Here is a 19,451-nt window from a genome sequence, read left to right as displayed (position 1 = left end):
CACCCGCCCGTCTCGCTCCGAGCCCCGGGGCCCAGTGGGCGGATGGAGCCTCGGCCGCGGCGGTGACGCCAGTACGGTGGCGTCCGTGCCAGAACTGACCGCCCTCGCGTGGATCCTGCTCGGTGTTTCCGCCGTCCTGGTCGGGATCTCCAAGACGGCGTTACCCGGCGCCAACACGATCTCGATCGCGATCTTCGCGGCGCTGCTCCCCGCGCGTGAGTCCACCGGGGCGCTCCTGTTGCTGCTCATCGTGGCCGACGCCTTCGCGATCTGGACCTACCGCAAGCACGCCGACTGGGCGGTGCTGCGCCGACTCGTACCCACCGTGCTCGCGGGCCTCGCTCTCGGAGCAGTCTTCCTCGCACTTGCCGATGACGCCGAGGTCCGGCGCGTGATCGGCGTGATCCTGCTGCTCGTCATCGCCATCACGATCTGGCGGCGCCACTCCGAGCGGCGTCGCGATGCGCGTGCGGCGCGTGAGTCGGCCGCACGTGGGTCGGCCGGGGAGCCGGCCGGTGGGTCGGCAGTGGTGCCCCCGGCCCCGGGCAGAGCTGCCCAGCGGGTCCAGTCCGGCATCTACGGCACCCTCGGCGGGTTCACCACGATGGTCGCCAACGCCGCGGGGCCGGTGATGTCGATGTACTTTCTCGCCTCGAAGTTCTCGATGAGGACCTTCCTCGGCACGGCCGCCTGGTTCTTCGCCGTCGTGAACCTCGTCAAGCTGCCGTTCTCGATCGGTATCGGCCTCATCACCGTGCCGACCCTGGCGATGGACCTCGTTCTCGTCCCCACCGTGGTCCTCGGCGCGTTCGTGGGCCGCTGGCTCGCCGCACGGATGAACCAGGCGCTCTTCGAGCGAGCGGTGATCGTGCTGACCATCGGCGGCGCGGGTTACCTGCTGATCTGACCCCAGGGGTCGAATATTTGATCCCGTCTACCTGGAAGGGTCAAATATTCGACCCCTGGAGGGACCCAGGAGCGGCTCGGGGGGAGCCATCGGTGGCCATCTGCGCGATGATGCTCCTATGGCACGCGAGGGAGGACTGCCGGAGGAGCGGCGCACCCGGCTGCGGGCCGCCATGCTGTCCACCTTCGGCGCCCTCACCGTCATCGCGGCGCTCGCGGCCATCTACGCCCTGGCGATCGGATTCCCGGTCGTGGCGCCAACCCCCGTGGAGGCGGTCGCGGTGGTGAACGAGCGGGACCTCCTGGTCCGTTACCAGGTCGGGTCCTCCAACTGCCACGACCCGTACGGCGTGCAGGTGATCGAGACCGAGGACACCGTCGAGCTGCAGGGCCAACGGGTCGATCCCACCGGCACCCGCCTCATCGGCAAGGGCTGCTCCGACGACCTCCTCACCGCAGTCGAGACCGTCCGCCTGGCCGACCCGCTCGCCGGCCGGAGCATCGTCCGACCGGACGGCACCGAGCTCGAGCCGGTCGAGCAGACCGCGGTGATCGGTGGCGGGGAGACCTCGTGAGATCCGCACCTCACATCACACCCGCCCCACGCGTCTACCCCGTGTGAGACCGTTCGAGTCCGTCGTCGCCGAGCACGGCGCCACCGTGCTGCGGGTCTGCCGCGCCGTGGCCGGCCCCGACCACGCCGACGACGCCTGGTCCGAGACCTTCCTGGCCGCCCTGCGCGCCTACCCCGACCTCCCGGACGGCGCTAACGTCCAGGCCTGGTTGGTCACCATCGCCCGGCGCAAGGCGATCGACACCCACCGCTCCCGCGGGCGCACCGTCCCCATCGACCCCCTGCCCGAACAGCCCAGCCCGCACGGCCGGCCTGGCGGCTGGGAACGGGATCTGTGGGAGGCCATCGCCCTCCTGCCGCCGAAGCAGCAGGCCGCCGTCGTCCACCACCACATCGCCGGCCTGCCGCACGCCGAGGTGGCGGCCGTGCTCGGCGGCAGCCCGGCAGCCGCGAGGCGCGCCGCCGCCGACGGTATCGCCGCCCTGCGCCGTCGCTACCTGGAGGCAACCCCATGAGCAACCCCGCGTCCTTCTCGCTCACCGAGGCGCTCTCGTCCCCCGACGACGTCTCCCACCTGCACGACCTGCATGCCCGTCTCGCCGGCGCGGCCGAGGCCGAGGGCCGGCTGGATGTGGCCTACCGGACGGTGAGCTCCGCCGTCGGGGAGCTGTTGCTGGCCGCCACGCCGGCCGGGGTGGTGCGGGTGGCGTTCGCGCAGGAGGGTTTCGACGCCGTCCTCGCCGATCTCGCCGCACGCCTCAGTCCGCGCGTGCTCGCCGCCCCCGCCCGTCTGGACGCGGCCGCACGCCAGCTCGAGGAGTACTTCGCCGGCTCCCGACGGCGGTTCGACGTCCCGATCGATCTCGCCCTGGCCTCCGGCTTCCGCCGCCAGGTCCTGCTCGCGCTGCCCACGATCGAGTTCGGACACACCGCCAGCTACACGCAGGTTGCCCGGACCGTCGGCTCCGAACGCGCCGTGCGTGCGGTGGGGACGGCGTGCGCGACCAATCCGGTGCCGGTGCTGGTCCCCTGCCACCGGGTGCTGCGCAGCGACGGGACGCTGGGTGGCTACCGCGGCGGCCTCGACGCCAAACGGGTGCTGCTGGGCCTGGAAGGGGTCACCGGTGCGCGTCCGCCGACGTCAGGGCCCGCGCGGCGGCGATGAACCGCCGCGCGAGATCGACGTCGGTGGTGGCATAGGACCCGTCGTCGGTGCTGCCCAGGGCGAGTGAGGCCCCGGCCGGCGCCTGGCGCGTGCCGGCCGAGGCGTGGACCGCCCGCACGCCGGTCGCGGCGATGTCGGGCACCGTCTCCGCCCGCACGCCGGACCCTGCCATCACGGCGATCTCCTGCCCGCACACCTCGACCATGGCGCGCAGCACCTCGAGCGCCTCGACGGCAGTGGCCGCCCCTCCCGAGGTGAGCAGGCGCGTGACGCCCAGCCCCCGCAGCTCCCCGGCTGAGGCCACTGGGTCGGCCACCGTGTCCAGCACCCGGTGCACGGTGACCTGCCGGCCGCCCGCCGCGGCGACCATCGCCTCGATCGCCCGCAGGTCCAGCTGCTGCCCGTCCGCGGTGGCGGCCCCCACCACCACGCCGTCCGCTCCCCGCGCGACGGCGTCCCGGCAGTCCGCGAGGATGACGTCGAGCTCGGCCTTGCTGTAGTGGAAGTGACCGGCCCGCGGCCGGATCAGCACGTGCACCTCGGGTCCGCCGGCCTCGCGGGCCGCCACGGCCGCGTCGATGAGAGCGGCGGACGGGGTGAGTCCGCCCAGATCGAGCGCGGCGCACAACTCGATCCGGTCCGGGTGCAGGTGGGCGGCGGTGGTCACACCGGCGGGGTCCTGCACGGAGAGCTCGACCTCGAGTGTGGTCATCGTGGGAGTGGTCCTTCCTGGCCCGGGAGCCCGGGCGGCGGTGAGTGGGGCGGTTGTCAGTGCCTGGTCGTAGCCTGACACGCATGACACTCAGACTGGGAATGGTCACTGTCGACAGCACCGACCCCGGGCCCCTGGCCCTCTGGTGGGCCGAGCAGCTCGGGGGCTCGGTCGTCGAGGAGAACGGCGGCTGGTTCTACGTCGTCGACTCGCCGAGCCACCGGATGGCGTTCCAGAAGGTCGACGACCCCACGCCGGGCAAGGGCCGGACCCATCTCGATCTGCTGGCGCCCGATCTGGACGCCGAGGTCACGCGGTTGCGGACCGCCGGCGCCGGGCTCGTCGGTGAGCACGCGATGGGCGACTTCCGGTGGGTGATCCTCGCCGACCCGCAACAGAACGTGTTCTGCGTCGCGGCCGAGGGCTCGCACTGACGGTGAGGTCTGGGCGAACGTCAGCCCCGTTGCCAGGCGTCGACCCGGTCCAGGATGGTGGCGGCTACCCGGCCGAAGGCCTCGAGATCGGCGGAGTCCACGGCGTCGACGACGAGTGCGCGGGCGTGCCCGACGTGACCCGGCGCGGCGGCCTGGACGTGCGCCTGGCCCTCATCGGTGAGCACGGCGTGCCGCGCACGGCGGTCCTGTGGGCACGGGATGCGCCGGACCAGGCCTTGCCGTTCCAGCCGCTGCACCACATGCGACAGGCGTGAGAGCGACCCGTTGGTCAGCACGGCGAGCTTCTTCATCTGCAGCTCACCGCCTTGCTGCTCGGCGAGCATCCCGAGCACCATGTACTCGAAGAAGCTCAGGCCGGCGTCCCGCTCGAGCTGGGTGTCCAGGGTGCCGGGCAGGCGTAGCAGCAGCCCGGCCAGGGCCAGCCAGGCGTCGCGCTCGGCATCGTTGAGCCATTGCGGGTCCGACGCCGTCACGTCGCCCTCGTCGGTGCTCACGCCCTGGTCGGCCATCTCATCCCTGCGGTTCGGCGGGTGTCGGTGGGGCGACGCCGGTGCGGCGCCCACCGCTCATCCTGCCGCACGGGGCGCAGGTGGTGAGAGGTCCGCCTCGTCCAGCAGGACTCTCAGCGTGGTCGTGGCCACCTCACGGTAGGAGGAGTCGACGAGTTCGAACACCTCGGTCCAGTCCACCTGGTCGGCGGGCGTGCGTGCGTGCGCGAGATCCCAGCCGAACCAGCCGGACGGGCCGTAGTAGGCCGGGACGAAGGCGCGCGGGTCCTGCACCAGGGCCTCTCGCTCCGCGGGGTCGGGTAGGAGCAGGATCGCATGGTCGTATCGCAGCCGTTCGTCCACACTGCCCTTCGTGCCGCCACCGTAGACGGCGAAGATCTTGTTCGCGCGGAACGTGGGCCGGCCGTGGGAGATCCGCTCCTCGGCCTGGGGGAAGGCCAGGCAGATTTGCCGGACGTGGGCGAGGTAGGGGTCGCCGTCGGCGAACATCTGGGGGTGAGCCACCGGACCTCCGTTCGGCGGTCGAGGGGATAGCCGGCGCGGGCCGCACACGCGAGTATCCTGGCAGCATGCCACGGACGCTCAGCGAGCGGGCGCACGCGGCCGTCGAGGTCGTCCACGAGAACCCGGTGAGGTTCGCCGATCACGTGTTCTTCGTGGTCGGTACGGTCGCCTCCGGATGGCTCGCGTTCCTGCTCGTCCACCAGTTGCTCACCGCCGGATGGCGGCACCTGTGGGCTTTCGTGCCGTTCTGGGTGATCGTCACCTACCTGCTGCTGCCGCGGCTGCACCGGTTGCTGACGCTGGTCTACGTGCCCAACTACTTCATCGGGCGCTCCCGCACCCGTGAGGGCCTGCTCGGCGACCCGGTAAACCTGGGCCTGCGCGGCACCGAGGAACAGATCCACACCGCGATGCTCCGCGCGGGATGGCACCGCGCCGACGAGGTCAACCTCGAGTCCTCCCGCCGGATGATCGTCTCCACGCTGCTGCGCCGCAGCTACCCGGACGCGCCGGTCAGTCCGCTGTTCCTGTTCGGGCGGCGTCAGAATTTCACCTATCAGCAGGAGGTCGAGGGAAACCCCGCCAAGCGCCACCACGTGCGGTTCTGGCCCTGCCCCGCCGGGTGGCGGTTGCCGGGTGGCAAGAAGGTGGACTGGCTCGCCGCCGGCACCTACGACACCGCCGTGGGCCTGTCCCACTTCACCCTGCAGGTGACCCACCGCATCGACGCCGACATCGACGCCGAGCGCGACCACATCCTCGGCACGCTCACGGCGCCCGGTGCCGGGAACCAGGGCATCGCCGTCAAGCACCTGCTCAACTTCTCCACCGGCTACCACCACCGCAACGGCGGCGGTGACGAGATCCGCACCGACGGCGACCTGCCGATCGTGGACCTGCGCGCCACGCCACCGCCCTCGCCCGATATCGTCGAGGAGGTCGAAGCCGACGACGCGGACAACCACCAGCGCCGGGCCATCCCGCTGACCGTGGCGTTCGGCATGCTGATGATGCTGCTGCGGGTGGTGACCGGCATCGTCGGGCTCGCGTGGCTGGCGCAGCTGACACCGGCGCAACTGATCGACCTGCCGGTGGTGACGCCGCTGACGCAGATCGGCGTGACGATCGATTCCGTCGTGGTGGCGGTGCGCGTCTGCCTGATGGCCTACCTGCTTGCGTATCTGGTGCTCGCGTTCTTCGTCTATCGCCGGGCGAACTGGGCCCGCACCGCGACGCTCCTGCTCGGCGCCTTCGGTGTCCTCACCTACGCCGTGTTGTGGATCATCGGTGCCCCCGAGGCGGCGCTGACGAGCCAGCTGCTGGGCACCTCGGTGGAGATCCTGGTGCTGCTGGCGCTCTCGAGCGAGACCGCGCGCGTGTTCACCCGCGGTCAGGCGCGGGAGGGTGAGGCAGACCTGAAGGAGCGCAGGGCGCTCAGCCGAGGATGATCCACAGGGCGACGGCGATCGCCAGGACGGCCAGTGCCGCCAGGGCCGCCGGCAGGCGTGAGGGCGTCACCCCGGTGGGCACGGCGGCCTCGCCCGGTGTGCTCGGGTGCTCTGCCAGGGGGCGCTGATCCTGCCCCTCGCCCGGTTCCTCACCGACGGCGGCCCCCTCCGGTCGGTCGGAGGAGTCCGGCTCGGCCGGGTCGTTCAGGTCGTCCAGGTCGGCCGGGTCGTCCAGGCCGTGCACCTCGTCCGTTTCGTCGGGCTCGCCCGGCTCGCCCGACAGTGTCCGGGTCACCCCGGCCATCGGTGCGGTGGAGTCCAGCGGCAGGTCGGGAAGGCTGGAGCGCAGCGCCGCCGCCGCGTCGGTGGACAGGTCGATCGGCTCGCTCGCGGCTCCCACGACCGCGGCGGGGGAGGCGCCCCGGGAGGTGGCGTCGTCGTCGGTGAGGTCGGCCACGACCACGGTGACGTTGTCGCGGGTGCCGACCGCGAGCGCGGCATCGATGAGCCGATGCATCGCCTCGTCCAGGTCGGCTGTCGAGAGCAGGCTGCCGATGTCCTCCGGGGAGAGGTAGTCCGACAGCCCATCCGAGCACAGCAGCAGCCGGTCCCCGGGGTGGAGCTCGCAGTCGATGACGTCGAGATCGGCGCCGGCCGGCTGGTCGTCGAGCGACTTCAGCAGCATCGACCGGTACGGGTGAGTCCGGGCGCGCTCGGGGGTGAGCTGGCCGGTGTCGATGAGGCGCTGCACGTGCGTGTGGTCGGTGGTCACCTGGTAGAGGGCGTCCTCGCGCAGCGCGTACAGCCGGGAGTCGCCGATGTGGCCGACCGTCACCTGGTCGCCCTCGCAGGCCACCGCGATCAGCGTGGTCCCCATCGACTCCAGCTGCGGATCGGCTTCCGACATCGCGTGCAGCGCGCGGCGAGTGCGCCGGCCCGCCTGCACGATCGCCTCGTCCACCGTGCCGTCGGCCGGCCGGGCGCCGTCATCGCCGACCAACTCGCCGAACACCCGCAGGGCCACGGCCGAGGCCACCTCGCCGGCCGCGTGACCGCCCATGCCGTCGGCCAGGACGAGCAACCGGTCGCTGGCGAGGGCAGAGTCCTCGTTGTTGGTGCGGACGGTGCCGAGGTCGGTCCCCAAGGCGTAGCGGAACCTCACCGCCATCCTTCACCGCCTTCGACATCGGGTGTCCGGGTTTGCCGATCGTTGCCTCCCACCCTACCGGTCAGAGAAGCTCCCGCCGTTGCATGTGCCGCAGCGCCCACCAGCCGAGCGGCACCCGGATCCAGAACGTCAGCACCCGGAACAACACGGCGGCGGAGGCGGCGGCCGCGGCGGCGATCCCCGCCGTCGTCAGGCCGGTGGAGAGCGCGAGCTCGACGGTCCCGATCCCGCCCGGGGTGGGGATGGCGGAGCCGACCGCCGTGCCGGTGAGGAACACGATCGCGAGCGACGTCAGCGGCAGCGACTGGCCGAAGGCGGCCAGGGAGGCGCCGAACGCCGCGAGGAAGCCGAGCGTCATAACCAGGTTGCCGCCGATCACCAGCAGCAACCGGTGGGGCTGACCGATGACCCACACCACCCGCGGCCAGACCTGCTGCAGCGTCGGCTTGGTCTTGGCGATCACCCAGCGCCGCAGCCGGCCGATCGCGAAGACGGCGCCGCCGATCACCAGGAGGGCCCCGATCACCACGAGCACGGCGCCGGAGGGCAGCTGCTGCAGGGCGCTGGAGCTGCCGGTGAGCAGGGCGATCGCCAGCAGCAGCAGCACCGTGGTGACGAACTGGGAGAGCTGCAGCAATGCGACCGTGGCCAGGGCCATCGGGGTCTCCAGGCCGCGGCGCTGCATGAACCGCAGGTTCAGGGCCGCCGGACCCACGCCGGCCGGGGCGACCAGGGTGACGACCGAGGCCGCGACCTGCACCAGGATGGTCCGCCACAGCCCCAGGGCTGTGGGCGAGAGGGCCACCAGCCCCATCGCCGAGCCGAGGTAGGTGAGCAGGCCGAAGCCGAAGGCCACGACCATCCACGCCGGGTTGGCATCGGCCACCACGTCGGCCAGCTGGCGGAAGTTCAGCGTGGTCAGGACCACCCACCCCGCCACGACGGCGATCGTGAGGGTGATCGCGGTCCGTGCCGTGAACCGGGCGATCTGGATCGGCTGGACCGACTCGGCGGTCGGGATGAGCTCGACCAGGTGCGCACGCAGCTCGGCCATCTGCTCCTTGCGGCCCCGGGCCTCGGCCCGCGTCTGGGCGGGAAGGGCGATGGGCTGCAGGAGGGGGGCGATCTCGGCGAGCTGGGTGATCGAGAGCACGCGGGAGGCGGCCGCCACGGCACGCCGGGCGCCCACCCGCAGCGCGAACAGGGTGAGCAGCTGCATCAGGTCGACCCGGCGGGCCAGGGAGCTCGAGGCGATCTCGCCCTCCTCCCAGCCGTTGAACCAGACCTGATCGCGGTCCTGCCCCTCGGTGACCACGTGCACGGTGTCGGCGCTGATGTTGCGGTGGGCCAGGCCCGCGCGGTGCGCCCGGCTGATCTGCTCCCACGCGCCCAGCATCACCTCGTCGGTGATCTCCCCGGCCGGCAGGTCGCTGAGCTGGTAGGCGCCCGGGACGTGCTCACCGAGCAGCAGCACCGAGTCGCCCGCCTCGGCGATCCCGTGCAGTCGCGGGCAGTTCACATCCGCCGCCGCAGCCGCGTAGTACATCAGGGAGGCCCGCTCGGCGGCCTGGCGCAGGGAGACCGTCGCCCGGCGGTCCAGGCCACGGCGGGCCAGCGTCGAGACCACGGCGTTCAGCCAGCCGATCACCTGCCGGTCCGCATCGAGCACGACGGCGTCCCAGCGCACCCCGTCGGCATCGGTGACGGCGTAGACCCGGTTCGCGCCCTCACGTTCGGTGGCCACCGTGGCCGAGTCCTGCACATGCCCGGTGGCGTGGTGGTGCGGGCGGTGCACCTGGGCGGTCTCGGCGGGTGCGGCCGGCGGGAGCACGCCGGCCTCCACAGGGGCCGGCTCCGACGTCGTGGTCTCGCTCGCCGTGGACGAGACGCCTGGGCTCTGCGTGCGGTCGGGCACGTACCCGATGGGGCTGGAGACGGTGACGGTCTCGCGTGGCATCCGGCTGACGTCGGTGTAGTCACCGATCCGGATCACGCTGACGGCGTCCACCCCCGCGCGCCGTACGCCGTCCACCAGCACCTGACCGTGGGCGCGCTCGGAGCGCACGCCCGAGGCGTAGCGCATGCCCAGCCCGACGGCGCGACCCATCAGCACCGAGACGATCGCCCCGACGAGCGTGGCCTCGCCGGCGATCACCGAGACCACGAGCACGATCCAGAGCAGGTTCCACGAGATCGCCACCAGCCGGCGCCGCGAGCGGGTGCCGATCGCGGTCAGGAACGCCGCCAGGCCCGCCACCATCGGCGTGACCGTCATCATCCAGCCCTCGTCGGAGAGGATGCGCAACGCCCGCAGCACCTCGATGGGCGCGTAGGTGCTCAGCAGCCAGGAGACCCCCGCCGTCACCAGCACCGCCGCGGCGGCGGCGCCGATCGCATCGAGGATGTTGCGCGGCTGGCGGCGGCGCAGCTGATCGACGATCACCAGGATCGGCAGGATGAGCGTCAGGAAGCCCTCGATGGCGTTCACCGGGACCAGCAGGATGTTGCGGATGACCTCGGAGAAGACCGACCGGACGTCCGCCGTCACGCCTGTGGCGGTGCGGTAGGCATAGACCGACAGCGCGAGCACGGCGACCACCGTGGCCAGGGTGACCAGCATCAGCGCCAGGTCGACCGGCCGGCGCACCCGGGCGACCGGCAGGTCGAGCAGGGAGACGGTCCGCACCGGACCGCGCGGCGGCTCCGGGGTGTGCGGGGTCTCGGCGGCCATGACCCCGATCGTAGGCGAGCGAGGTGGCCACGCCCCGGCCATTTCCACGGGTGGGGGCGGTGCTGTGACGGTGCTCACCCGGGCGCCGGACCGGGTGGACGGACGCAGACGACGGCCGCGGGTCGTGCACGAGCCCGATGGCGGGCTCCTGGCCACTTCCGGCCAGGGGCCTGGATCGGCCACCCGGGAGCGTTGCGCGGGTGTAAAGCGGCGCCCTACGGTCGTCGGGTCCGGGAGTCGAGGCGGTGGAGCGGGTTCGTGCGTAGTCGTGGTGTGGGTAGGGGGCTGGGTGTGACGAGCGTGCTGGGGATGGCGTTGCTGGGGGCGGTGGGACCTGCGGGGCTCGCGGTGGCGGCCGTGGATCCGGTCCATCACACCGTCGAGGTGGCGGACGAGGGTCCTGGCTCGTGGGAGGTGCCCGGCCTGGCCACGCAGGTTACGGTCACGCTTCGTGGCGCGGCGGGCGGCGAGTGCTTCTTCGGGTCGGAGGAATCGCGCCACGGGGGCGCCGGTGGGGCGGTGACGCTGAGGCTGGATGACGATCTTGCCGGGTCAACGGTGGGATACACGATCGGCGGCGTGGGTGCAGGCAGCCCGGGCGATGGAGTTGACGAGCGAGGCGGCGGGGGCACCGCGCTCAGCTACGGCGGCGACCTGCTTGCCGTGGTCGGCGGAGGCGGCGGTGCGGGGCGGGAACATGTCCACGTCGATGTCGACCCCGACCACGGGTGCGTCGCCGGTGGTGACGGCGGTGTCGCCACAACGCCGGGAGTGGGCCCGGGGGACCCTGGGACACCCAGCGCGCTCTTCGACTCCCACGCTCCCGGTGGTGGCGCCACCGAAGCCGGCGGTCAGCCGGACCCGGAAGCCGAGGGATACGGCGACGTTCGTGACGGCGGCCACCCTGGTCAGGACGGCCCACCCCGAAGCACAGGAGAGACCATCACGCTCAGCGCAGGGGGCGCCGGCGGGTGGGCAGGCGGTGGTGGCGGGTCCGGCTACGCCGGCGGCGCAGGCGGGACGACCGACTACGGTCTCAACTCTGGGCTCGGATCGATAGACGACCGCGGCGCCGGGGGTGGTGGTTCAGGGTTCCTGGCCGACGATGAGCGCGTCAGCGTGGTACCCGGTTCGGCAGGCACCAATGCCGGTGAGGGGTCGATCACGATTGCCTACCTCATGCCCGGCCCCGCCATCGCTGACGATGCCGGCGTGGAGACCGAGTACGGCAGCCCCGTGCGAGTGACGCCGGAGGTCGACGGTGCGACCGGCCTGAGCGTGGAGACACCGCCGTCGTTCGGGCAGGCGACCGCCGACGGAATGGACCTGGTGTACACCCCGGACGCCGACGTCGTGGGCACCGACTCCTTCACCTACACCGCCACCGGGCCCGGCGGGGCCAGCGAGCCCGCCACCGTCACCATCACCGTCCTGGCGCCCGAACTCGCGATCGGCTCGCTACCGGAGGCGATCCAGGGCCACCCCTACGAGCACACCCTGACGGTGACCGGCGGCAGTGAACCGCACGAGTTCACCGCCGGGGGCCTGCCCGAGGGCCTGCAGCTGGAGGGCGGAGTCCTCAGCGGCACCCCGACGGCGGCCGGTGAGCACCGGGTGAGCATCACCGTGGCCGACGCCAGCCGTCCCGACCCGGCGACGGCGACCGTCGAGCTCGTCGTGCATGTGCACTCCAGCGAGTTCGCCGCACCCGCGAGCGCCGAAGCCGGCACCGAGATCGCGCTGACCGGCACCGACCTGCCCGACGGGGACTACGAGATCGTGCTCAACTCGACCCCGGCGACCCTTGGTCAGGCGACCATCGTCAATGGCGTGCTGGAGGTGCAGGTCACCATCCCTGCCGGGACCAGCGCCGGGGAGCACACCCTCGAGCTCGTCCGCGAGGGCGTCGTCATCGGATCCCAGCCGATCGAGATCACGGCCGTGGCTGCCGAGCCCGAGCCCACACAGCCCGCGCCCGCACCCGAGCCCACCCCCGCCGCAGACCCGCCCGCGGAGCTGCCCGAGACCGGCGCCGCGTGGGTCGCCCCGTCCGCACTGGCCCTGCTGCTGGTCGCGGCCGGCCTGCTCACGCTCGCGGTGAGGAGCCGGCGCGCGCTCAGGTCCTGACGCCCAGCGCCTCCAGCCACTCGGCGGGAAGGTACTGGTAGCCCACGAAGGCGGCCACGTCCAGCAGGGTGTGCGCCACCACGAGGGGCATGACCCGCCGTCGGCCGAACCGGGAGAGGTAGAACAGCGCGAAGATCACGCCCATGATCACGTTCGCCGCGAACGGGCCCCACCCCTGGTAGAGGTGGTAAGCGCCGCGCAGGAGGGCGGAGGTCGCGATGATCGCGGGCACGCCCCAGCGCTTCTCGCCGAGGCGCTCGATCAGGTAGCCGACCACGATCACCTCCTCCAGCAGTGCGTTCTTCAGCGCGGCCAGGATCAGCACCGGGATCGTCCACCAGTACGGGTCGAGCCCCGAGGCCTGCACCGCGACCGTGATGCCGAGCGCGCGACCGGCGAGGTACAGCCCCAGGCCCGGGATCCCGATGAGGGCGCCCAGAGCGACGCCCCAGCGCAGGTCGGTGACCGGCCGTCGCAGGTCCAGGCCGATCCGGCGGAACGCACTGCGCCCGGAATCGCTGAGCAGGTACAGCACCAGCGCCACCGGAACGAGGGCGAACGCCACGGAGAGGACCTGGTAGGTCAGGTCGAGGTAGGGGCGCGGGGACTGGGAGGTGTTCAGTGCCGTCGTCTGCTCGCTGAGCGGGCCGCGGGTCAGGGCGGCGATGATCGAGACCACGGCGTACACGGCCGACTGTCCCAGGCTCAGTCCGAGCACGATCCAGATCTCAGCGGTGAGCCGCCGCGAGCGCGCGCGCTGGCTGGGGGGCGGGGCGGAGGAGGCCGGGGCGGTGTCCATGGCACTAGTCTCACCTGGCCTCGCCCGTCAGATCGCTCAGCCCGCAGTCGCCCCTGCCTTCACGGACCGGCGACGACGGCCGGCGGGCGGTGCTTGCGCAACCACGTCTCGGTCTGGGTGACGTGGGCGGCGGCAGCCGCGGCCGCGGCCATGGGATCCCTGGACCGCAGGGCGTGCCAGATGGCGCGATGCCCGGCGTCGGAGAGCTGCTTGACCGCGGCCCCGTCGTCCGTGCTGAACAGGTGATAGGCGCGGGAGCGGGAACGGAGCACGGCGACCATCGCCGCGAAGGCGGTGTTGGCCCCGACCTCGACGATGCGCATGTGGAACTCGTGATCGAGCCGGGACTGGTCGGTATCGTCGGTGGTCACCTCGAGCTCGGCGAGCAGGACGTCGAGTGCGTCCAGATCGGCATCGCCGATGCGCGCCGCGGCCAGTGATGCTGCGTGTGACTCCAGGGCGCGCCGCAACTCGGTCAGCTCCAGCAAGGAGTCCAGGGGCAGGAGCCCCACCGTGAGCGAGAGGTTCTCCAGGATCGGCGCCGCGCGCAGATCACCGACGTAGGTGCCGGAACCGTGCCGGGTGTCCAGGACGCCCAGTGCCGAGAGCATGCGGATCGCTTCGCGCAAGGAACCGCGCGAGACCCCGAATCGTTCGCACAGCTCCGATTCGCTCGGAAGCCGATCCCGCGGTTGCAGGTCGCCTCCGGCAATGAGGGCACGCAGCCCGTCCAGTGCTGTCTCCAGTGCTCGCATTCTCGCCCCTTCGTGGTCTGGACCACGCTAGAGCGTCTTGAGTTGTTCGACAAGTAGCGCGAAAGGTGGTCTCATAGTGCGCCAGCAGCCAAGATTGTCGATAAGTCATCGAACAACATGGGTGCAGAGAGTGGAGAGGCGCGATGCAACAGACGGTCGGTCGAGGCTCCGTGGCCGCCGTGAGCCTGCGCGGGTACGACCGGGCACGGGACGCCTGGCCGCTCGACCCCGAGGTCGTGCACCTCAACCATGGCTCGTTCGGTGCCGTCCCCATCGAGGTCGTGCGCCGCCAGGACGAGCTCCGGGCCCATGCCGATCGCAACCCGGTCGGCTGGTTCCCGCAGATTCCCGCGCTGGTGGCCCAGGCACGCCAGGAGATCGCCCCGTTCATCGGCGCTCGCGCCGAGGACATGGTCTTCGTCCCCAACGCCTCCGCCGCCGCGACGGTCGTCTACAACGGCCTGCGCCTGGCGGCCGGTGACGAGATTCTGGTGACCGACCACGGCTACGGCGCGATCACGATGGGTGCCCGCCGGCTCGCCCGGCGCTTCGGGGCGCACGTGCGGACCGTCTCCATCCCGCTGCTCGCCTCGGACGAGGAGGTGCTCACCCGGTTCGCCGCGTCCACCACCCCCCGCACGCGGCTGATCGTGGTCGACCAGATCACCTCCCCCACTGCCCGTCGCTTCCCGGTGGAGCAGATCACGGCGCAGGCCCGCCGCTCCGGCGTTCGCGTGCTCGTCGATGGTGCCCACGCACCCGGGCTGATCGATGCCCCGGCCCAGTGCGGTGAGCCGGACTGGTGGTTCGGCAACCTCCACAAGTGGCCGTGCGCCCCTCGAGGCGCTGCCGTGCTCGTGAGCACCGCTGCCGATCGCGACGACCTCTGGCCCCTCATCGACTCCTGGGCTGCCGAGGAGCCGTTCCCGGCACGCTTCGACACCCAGGGCACGATCGATGCCACCAGCTACCTCGCCGCGCCCCTCGCGATCTCCTGGATCGAGCAGGAGTACGGCTGGTCGGCTGCTCGCGAGACGATGACCGAGCTCGTCGACCACGGCGCCACGATCATCGGCGAGGCCATCGCGCCCTACCTCGACTCCGATCCGGTGGTCGTCAGCGCCGCGCAGGTGCCGTCGATGCGTCTGGTGCGGATGCCGGACACCCTCGCCGACCGCCGCGAAGCCGCAGACCGGCTGCGTGACGTGCTGTTCCAGCGCGCCGGCGTGGAGGCCGCGTTCACCACCTTCGACTCCCGGCCCTACCTGCGCCTCTCGGCGCACCTGTACACCGAGGAGTCCGACTTCCACCAGTTCATCGAGCGGGCCATCCCGCTCGTGCTCGAAGCCAGCGGACTGGCCGCCTCGCCTGGGCGAACCCGCTCCGTTGGTCACGCACCATCGTCTCCCGACCCGTCCCCCTCAAAGGAGAGAACACATGAGACACCTGCGTTCCGCAGCCGCCGCGACGGCCGGCCTGTCGATGATCGCCCTGGCGGCGTGCTCGGGTGACTCCGGTGATGCCGGAGCCTCCGACGGCACCGTGACCCTCCAGATGGTGGAGTCCCTGACCAACCCGGATCGCACCACGTTGATCCGTGGCCTGCTCGACGATTTCGAGGCCGAGAACCCCGGGGTCGAGGTCGAGTTGGTCTCGCCCCCGACCGAGCAGGCGGATCAGACCATCCAGCAGATGCTGCAGTCCGGCTCCGGTGTGGACGTGCTGGAGGTCCGCGACATCACCGTCGGTCCGTTCGCCAACAACGGCTGGCTCTACGACATGAGCGGTGACCTGGAGTCCTGGGACGGATGGGACGCCCTCACCGACAACGCCCGCGCCGTGGCCGAGGGGGACGGCGAGAGCTACTTCCTTCCCTACGGCTTCTACGGGCTCTCGCTCTTCTACCGCACCGACCTGGTGGAGGAGGCCGGGTTCGACGGGCCGCCGTCCAGCTGGGAGGACCTGCTGGAGCAGGCCTCGGCGATCCAGGATCCCTCCAGCAACACCTACGGATACGCCTTCCGCGGTGGTCAGAACGCCAACAGCAACGTCGTCGCCGCGATCGAGGCGTACGTGATCGACGGTCTCGACACCGAGAACGCCTTCCTGATGGAGGACGGATCGACGATCTTCGCCGCCCCGGAGGCCGAGGATGCACTGGAGACCTACTTCGCGCTCTTCGAGGAGGCCTCCCCGCCGTCCGCCGTCTCCTGGGGATACCCGGAGATGGTGGAGGGCTTCAACAACGGCTCGACCGCCTTCCTGCTGCAGGACCCCGAGGTGATCGCCACCATCCAGGGCTCGGACACCCTCTCCGAGGACCAGTGGGGCACCGCGCCGCTGCTGGTCGGGCCCACGGGCCGGGCGGCACAACCGCTGGCCGTGGCCGGATGGGGTGTGACGGAGTTCAGCGAGCACCGCGACGAGGCGGTGGCACTCGTGCAGTACCTCGCCTCCGAGGAGCCGGGCACGGAGTTCGCGCAGGCGAACAGCCTCGTGCCGCCGATCGCGTCCGCCTCGGACGACCCGTTCTACTCCGAGGGTCCGTGGACCAGCTACGTGACCATGACCGAGAACCCGGACACCTATGTCAACGTCACCCAGCCGCGGGACGTGAGCTGGTGGACCGAGTGGATCCAGAAGTCCGACCAGGAGATCCAGAGCGTGCTCCTCGGGGACATGACGCAGGAGGAGCTGCTGACCTCCTGGGATGAGTTCTGGACCGAGAAGTACGCCGCGGAGTGACTGAGGTGACCACCACCTCCACCCGGCGTCCCGCCCCCACGGGCGGCGGGACGCCGGGCAGCCGCCGCCGGCCGGCGTTCCGGGCTCGTCACGGCCTGACGATCCTGGCGTTCCTGGCCCCGGCGATCGTCTTCGTCGGGTGGTTCACGTACTACCCGATGCTGCGCGGGGCCACGATGGCCTTCCGGGACTGGAACCTGTGGGACCTCACCTCGACGCCGTTCATCGGGTTCGACAACTTCGCCACCATCTTCAGCGATCCGGTCTTCCCCACCGTCGTGCGCAACTCGGTGCTGTGGGTGGTCGGTTCGCTGGTACCGCAGCTCTTGATCGGGTTCGCGCTCGCGCTCGCCCTGCGCAAGCGGTTCCGGTTCCGCGGCGTGTACCAGGCGCTGGTGTTCTTCCCCTGGGCTGTCTCGGGGTTCCTCATCGGGATGCTGTTCCGGTGGATGTTCAACGCCGAGTTCGGGGTGGTGAACGACCTGCTCGGCAAGGTCGGGCTGATCGACGCGCCGATCCCGTGGCTCGCCGACCCGACCCTGGCGATGGCCGCGGTGATCGTGGCGAACATCTGGTACGGGGTGACGTTCTTCGCGATCATGATCCTCGCGGCGCTGCAGTCGGTGCCGGAGGAGATGCTCGAGGCGGCCAGCCTCGACGGCGCCGGGAAGGCGAGGACGTTGTTCTCGATCATCATCCCGACCATCTCGATGACCCTGTTGCTCACGGTGCTGCTGCGGATCATCTGGATCTTCAACTTCCCCGACATCATCTACGCCATGACCGGGGGCGGGCCGGCCAACCGCACGCACATCGTCACCACCTGGATGATCAACTACACCCAGCAGGGCAACTACGGCCTGGCCAGTGCCATCGGCCTGTGCGTGGTGGGCTTCCTGCTGGTGTTCTGCGCCTTCTACCTGCTCGCCATCCGGAAGGCGGACAACCAATGAGCACGACGGCGACCCTCACCCCCGCGCCCACCGAGCCCGTGGCCGACCGGGAGGCACCACGGCGTGTCACCCTCGGCGCGATCGTGCGTGTGGTCGGTCTGGGAGCCTGGCTCCTGATCACGCTGTTCCCGCTGTACTGGATCGCCATCACCTCGCTCAAGGCGCCGGGAACGATCAGTCGCTTCCCGCTGGAGTACTGGCCGGGGGAACTCTCGGTCGAGAACTACCGTGGCCTGTTCGAGCAGAGCAACTTCGGGGTGTTCATGGCGAACTCCGCCGTGGTCGCGACGACCGCCGGCGTGACGGCCACGCTGATCGCCCTGCTCAGCGCCTACGTGCTGGCCCGGTTCCACTTCCGCACCCGAGGTGCAGTGCTGATCGCCTTCCTCCTGACCCAGATGATCCCGGCGTTCATCGCGCTCGGGCCGCTGTACTCGATGATGTCCGAGCTGGGGCTGGTGGACCGCAAGTTCGGACTGGTGCTGGTCTACATCGCCATCAGCATCCCGTTCTCCACGATCATGCTGCGCGGCTTCTTCCAGAACGTGCCCGATGCGCTGGAAGAGGCGGCGATGATCGACGGGTGCTCCCGGCTGGGAGCGCTGTTCCGGGTGATCGTGCCGGTGATGACACCAGGGATCATCGCGGCGTTCATCTTCAACTTCGTGAACTCCTGGAACGAGCTGTTCCTGTCCGTGGTGCTGATGCACGCGGAGTCGAACCGGACGATCCCGGCGGCGCTGAACGGCTTCATCTCCACCTTCAACATCGACTGGGGATCGATGTCGGCTGCCGCCGTGCTGACGATCCTGCCGACCATGGTGATGTTCGCACTCGCCAGCAAGTGGATCGTGCAGGGCCTGACCGCCGGAGCCGTGAAGGGCTGACCCTCGCGGCTACCGGCGCGAGGCCGGGTGGGCCGCCGGTGAGCGCAGCGCCCGGGCCAGCGCGTCGTGCACGGCCTGCACCGCGGGTCGCTCCCGTGATCCCGGGCGGGCGGAGGTGAACAGCTCGCGGTGCGGGTTGCCGGGAAGGTCGATCAGCGCCAGTTCGGCCGAGTAGCCGGCCCACACCAGATCGGGCAGGATCCCGACAGCGTGGCCTGCGGCGATCAGCCGGATGTGCACCGTGAGGTCGGTGGCCTCGTAGCGCACATCCGGTTCGATCCCCGCGGCCCGGCACTGCTGGATCCCCCAGTCGCGCACGATCGCGCCCGGCGGCTCCATCACCCAGGGCTGATCCGCCATGTCCTCCAATCGGGTTGCCGTGGTGGCGGCATCCGCGCACAGGCGCACCGGGTCCGTGCCGAGGCTCACCCGGTCCAGGCCCGGGCGCAGCCGTCGGGTCGAACCCGGGTACTCCTCGGCGATCGTCAGGTCGAAGTGGCGCGCCTCCAGCTCGAACAGGCCCACCTCCGGCGGCACCACGGCCACCTCGACCCGCAGCTGGGGTCGGGAGACCGCCAGCGCGTCGAGCGCCCGCGGCAGCAGGGCGCGGGCTGCGGTCTCCAAGGACGCCACCCGGACGGTCTCCGGACCGGGCTCCAATGCCTCCAGGGCGCCCCGAGCCGCCTCCTCGGCGTCCATCATCCGCGCAGCGTGCTCGGCGATCACCCGGCCCTGCGCCGTCAGCCGGACCCGCCGGCCGTCCGGCTCCAGCAGCTTCTCGCCGACCTCGCGCTCCAACCGGGCGAGCTGGTGTGAGACGGTCGAGACGCTGAAGTTCAGCGTCTGGGCCACGGCCGTGACCGTGCCGCGCAGTTGTAGCTCACGCAGCAACCGCAGCCGGCCGGAGTCCCACATGGTCATATGCCCCGTCGTTTCGATGAAATCGAACAGACAAGTTCGGAAACTATCACTTTTATTCACAGGTCCCTCACCACCACACTGAGTCGATCGAC

Annotated in this window: 19 protein-coding genes; 11 read left to right on the top strand and 8 right to left on the bottom strand. The window is 71.1% G+C overall.

What is annotated here, in order from left to right; genetic code table 11:
- Nucleotides 1–76: 76 nt before the first annotated feature.
- The 4 genes from LQF12_RS15820 (at nucleotide 77) to LQF12_RS15805 (ending at nucleotide 2,645) form a co-directional block, all read left to right on the top strand.
- Nucleotides 77–907 carry a sulfite exporter TauE/SafE family protein gene (locus LQF12_RS15820; RefSeq protein ID WP_231053859.1) on the top strand — a complete coding sequence of 277 codons (831 nt, stop codon included), beginning with the start codon at nucleotides 77–79 and terminating at the stop codon, nucleotides 905–907.
- 118 nt (nucleotides 908–1,025) lie between these two features.
- A complete protein-coding gene (locus LQF12_RS15815) occupies nucleotides 1,026–1,481 on the top strand; it encodes a hypothetical protein (protein ID WP_231053858.1) in 456 nt (151 codons plus the stop codon).
- A 43-nt stretch (nucleotides 1,482–1,524) separates the two neighbouring features.
- Nucleotides 1,525–1,995: an RNA polymerase sigma factor gene (locus LQF12_RS15810; RefSeq protein ID WP_231053857.1), complete on the top strand. Its 471-nt coding sequence runs from the start codon at nucleotides 1,525–1,527 to the stop codon at nucleotides 1,993–1,995.
- On the top strand, nucleotides 1,992–2,645 hold the full coding sequence (locus LQF12_RS15805) for a methylated-DNA--[protein]-cysteine S-methyltransferase (RefSeq protein WP_231053856.1): 654 nt from the start codon (nucleotides 1,992–1,994) through the stop codon (nucleotides 2,643–2,645). The genes LQF12_RS15810 and LQF12_RS15805 overlap by 4 nt, the downstream gene beginning before the upstream one ends.
- Here the strand turns inward: LQF12_RS15805 and LQF12_RS15800 are convergent.
- Complete coding sequence (locus LQF12_RS15800) at nucleotides 2,599–3,357, bottom strand: copper homeostasis protein CutC (protein WP_231053855.1); 759 nt, start codon at nucleotides 3,355–3,357, stop codon at nucleotides 2,599–2,601. The two genes, LQF12_RS15805 and LQF12_RS15800, sit on opposite strands and share 47 nt — an antisense overlap.
- An 83-nt stretch (nucleotides 3,358–3,440) precedes the next feature.
- Between LQF12_RS15800 and LQF12_RS15795 the strand changes: the two genes are divergently transcribed.
- Nucleotides 3,441–3,791, top strand: coding sequence for a VOC family protein (locus LQF12_RS15795; protein WP_231053854.1), 351 nt, complete (start codon nucleotides 3,441–3,443; stop codon nucleotides 3,789–3,791).
- 20 nt (nucleotides 3,792–3,811) lie between these two features.
- On the opposite strand, the gene LQF12_RS15790 is transcribed toward LQF12_RS15795, so the two are convergent.
- Complete coding sequence (locus tag LQF12_RS15790; protein WP_231053853.1) at nucleotides 3,812–4,321, bottom strand: MarR family winged helix-turn-helix transcriptional regulator; 510 nt, start codon at nucleotides 4,319–4,321, stop codon at nucleotides 3,812–3,814.
- 57 nt (nucleotides 4,322–4,378) lie between these two features.
- Nucleotides 4,379–4,825: an MmcQ/YjbR family DNA-binding protein gene (locus LQF12_RS15785; protein WP_231053852.1), complete on the bottom strand. Its 447-nt coding sequence runs from the start codon at nucleotides 4,823–4,825 to the stop codon at nucleotides 4,379–4,381.
- 65 nt (nucleotides 4,826–4,890) lie between these two features.
- Between LQF12_RS15785 and LQF12_RS15780 the strand changes: the two genes are divergently transcribed.
- Nucleotides 4,891–6,273 carry an LssY C-terminal domain-containing protein gene (locus LQF12_RS15780; protein WP_231053851.1) on the top strand — a complete coding sequence of 461 codons (1,383 nt, stop codon included), beginning with the start codon at nucleotides 4,891–4,893 and terminating at the stop codon, nucleotides 6,271–6,273.
- On the opposite strand, the gene LQF12_RS15775 is transcribed toward LQF12_RS15780, so the two are convergent.
- Both LQF12_RS15775 and LQF12_RS15770 read right to left on the bottom strand, forming a co-directional pair.
- Nucleotides 6,260–7,441 carry a PP2C family protein-serine/threonine phosphatase gene (locus tag LQF12_RS15775; protein WP_231053850.1) on the bottom strand — a complete coding sequence of 394 codons (1,182 nt, stop codon included), beginning with the start codon at nucleotides 7,439–7,441 and terminating at the stop codon, nucleotides 6,260–6,262. The genes LQF12_RS15780 and LQF12_RS15775 overlap by 14 nt on opposite strands.
- 61 nt (nucleotides 7,442–7,502) lie before the next feature.
- Nucleotides 7,503–10,172, bottom strand: a complete 2,670-nt coding sequence (locus LQF12_RS15770) for a lysylphosphatidylglycerol synthase transmembrane domain-containing protein (protein WP_231053849.1) — start codon at nucleotides 10,170–10,172, stop codon at nucleotides 7,503–7,505.
- A gap of 291 nt (nucleotides 10,173–10,463) precedes the next feature.
- Here LQF12_RS15770 and LQF12_RS15765 point away from each other — a divergent pair, with 291 nt between their 5' ends.
- On the top strand, nucleotides 10,464–12,299 hold the full coding sequence (locus LQF12_RS15765; protein ID WP_231053848.1) for an Ig-like domain-containing protein: 1,836 nt from the start codon (nucleotides 10,464–10,466) through the stop codon (nucleotides 12,297–12,299).
- On the opposite strand, the gene LQF12_RS15760 is transcribed toward LQF12_RS15765, so the two are convergent.
- A complete protein-coding gene (locus tag LQF12_RS15760) occupies nucleotides 12,289–13,098 on the bottom strand; it encodes a CPBP family intramembrane glutamic endopeptidase (RefSeq protein ID WP_231053847.1) in 810 nt (269 codons plus the stop codon). The genes LQF12_RS15765 and LQF12_RS15760 overlap by 11 nt on opposite strands.
- Nucleotides 13,099–13,157: 59 nt before the next feature.
- Nucleotides 13,158–13,853, bottom strand: a complete 696-nt coding sequence (locus tag LQF12_RS15755) for a FadR/GntR family transcriptional regulator (RefSeq protein ID WP_231053846.1) — start codon at nucleotides 13,851–13,853, stop codon at nucleotides 13,158–13,160.
- 143 nt (nucleotides 13,854–13,996) lie between these two features.
- Here LQF12_RS15755 and LQF12_RS15750 point away from each other — a divergent pair, with 143 nt between their 5' ends.
- The 4 genes from LQF12_RS15750 to LQF12_RS15735 are packed head-to-tail and all read left to right on the top strand — an operon-like array spanning nucleotide 13,997 to nucleotide 18,438.
- Nucleotides 13,997–15,364, top strand: coding sequence for an aminotransferase class V-fold PLP-dependent enzyme (locus LQF12_RS15750; RefSeq protein WP_231053845.1), 1,368 nt, complete (start codon nucleotides 13,997–13,999; stop codon nucleotides 15,362–15,364).
- Entirely contained in the window at nucleotides 15,291–16,598 is a 1,308-nt protein-coding gene (locus LQF12_RS15745) for an ABC transporter substrate-binding protein (RefSeq protein WP_231053844.1), read from the top strand. The genes LQF12_RS15750 and LQF12_RS15745 overlap by 74 nt, the downstream gene beginning before the upstream one ends.
- A complete protein-coding gene (locus LQF12_RS15740) occupies nucleotides 16,595–17,551 on the top strand; it encodes a carbohydrate ABC transporter permease (protein WP_231053843.1) in 957 nt (318 codons plus the stop codon). The genes LQF12_RS15745 and LQF12_RS15740 overlap by 4 nt, the downstream gene beginning before the upstream one ends.
- Entirely contained in the window at nucleotides 17,548–18,438 is an 891-nt protein-coding gene (locus LQF12_RS15735) for a carbohydrate ABC transporter permease (protein ID WP_231053842.1), read from the top strand. Before LQF12_RS15740 ends, LQF12_RS15735 begins: the two co-directional genes overlap by 4 nt.
- A 9-nt stretch (nucleotides 18,439–18,447) precedes the next feature.
- Here LQF12_RS15735 and LQF12_RS15730 read toward each other — a convergent pair whose 3' ends face one another.
- On the bottom strand, nucleotides 18,448–19,359 hold the full coding sequence (locus LQF12_RS15730) for a LysR family transcriptional regulator (protein WP_231053841.1): 912 nt from the start codon (nucleotides 19,357–19,359) through the stop codon (nucleotides 18,448–18,450).
- Between the last annotated feature and the right edge of the window lie 92 nt (nucleotides 19,360–19,451).

It is taken from the genome of Ruania suaedae (genome assembly GCF_021049265.1).
GTDB classification, from domain to species: domain Bacteria; phylum Actinomycetota; class Actinomycetes; order Actinomycetales; family Beutenbergiaceae; genus Ruania; species Ruania suaedae.
This window is presented reverse-complemented; position numbering and strand designations above follow the sequence as displayed.

Bases quoted from the DNA above. Each gene is read 5' to 3' on its own strand.
- LQF12_RS15815 (WP_231053858.1), top strand. From the start codon at position 1,026: ATGGCACGCGAGGGAGGACTGCCGGAGGAGCGGCGCACCCGGCTGCGG.
- LQF12_RS15805 (WP_231053856.1), top strand. From the start codon at position 1,992: ATGAGCAACCCCGCGTCCTTCTCGCTCACCGAGGCGCTCTCGTCCCCC.
- LQF12_RS15800 (WP_231053855.1), bottom strand. From the start codon at position 3,357: ATGACCACACTCGAGGTCGAGCTCTCCGTGCAGGACCCCGCCGGTGTG.
- LQF12_RS15795 (WP_231053854.1), top strand. From the start codon at position 3,441: ATGACACTCAGACTGGGAATGGTCACTGTCGACAGCACCGACCCCGGG.
- LQF12_RS15790 (WP_231053853.1), bottom strand. From the start codon at position 4,321: ATGGCCGACCAGGGCGTGAGCACCGACGAGGGCGACGTGACGGCGTCG.
- LQF12_RS15780 (WP_231053851.1), top strand. From the start codon at position 4,891: ATGCCACGGACGCTCAGCGAGCGGGCGCACGCGGCCGTCGAGGTCGTC.
- LQF12_RS15775 (WP_231053850.1), bottom strand. From the start codon at position 7,441: ATGGCGGTGAGGTTCCGCTACGCCTTGGGGACCGACCTCGGCACCGTC.
- LQF12_RS15770 (WP_231053849.1), bottom strand. From the start codon at position 10,172: ATGGCCGCCGAGACCCCGCACACCCCGGAGCCGCCGCGCGGTCCGGTG.
- LQF12_RS15760 (WP_231053847.1), bottom strand. From the start codon at position 13,098: ATGGACACCGCCCCGGCCTCCTCCGCCCCGCCCCCCAGCCAGCGCGCG.
- LQF12_RS15755 (WP_231053846.1), bottom strand. From the start codon at position 13,853: ATGCGAGCACTGGAGACAGCACTGGACGGGCTGCGTGCCCTCATTGCC.
- LQF12_RS15750 (WP_231053845.1), top strand. From the start codon at position 13,997: ATGCAACAGACGGTCGGTCGAGGCTCCGTGGCCGCCGTGAGCCTGCGC.
- LQF12_RS15745 (WP_231053844.1), top strand. From the start codon at position 15,291: ATGAGACACCTGCGTTCCGCAGCCGCCGCGACGGCCGGCCTGTCGATG.
- LQF12_RS15735 (WP_231053842.1), top strand. From the start codon at position 17,548: ATGAGCACGACGGCGACCCTCACCCCCGCGCCCACCGAGCCCGTGGCC.
- LQF12_RS15730 (WP_231053841.1), bottom strand. From the start codon at position 19,359: ATGACCATGTGGGACTCCGGCCGGCTGCGGTTGCTGCGTGAGCTACAA.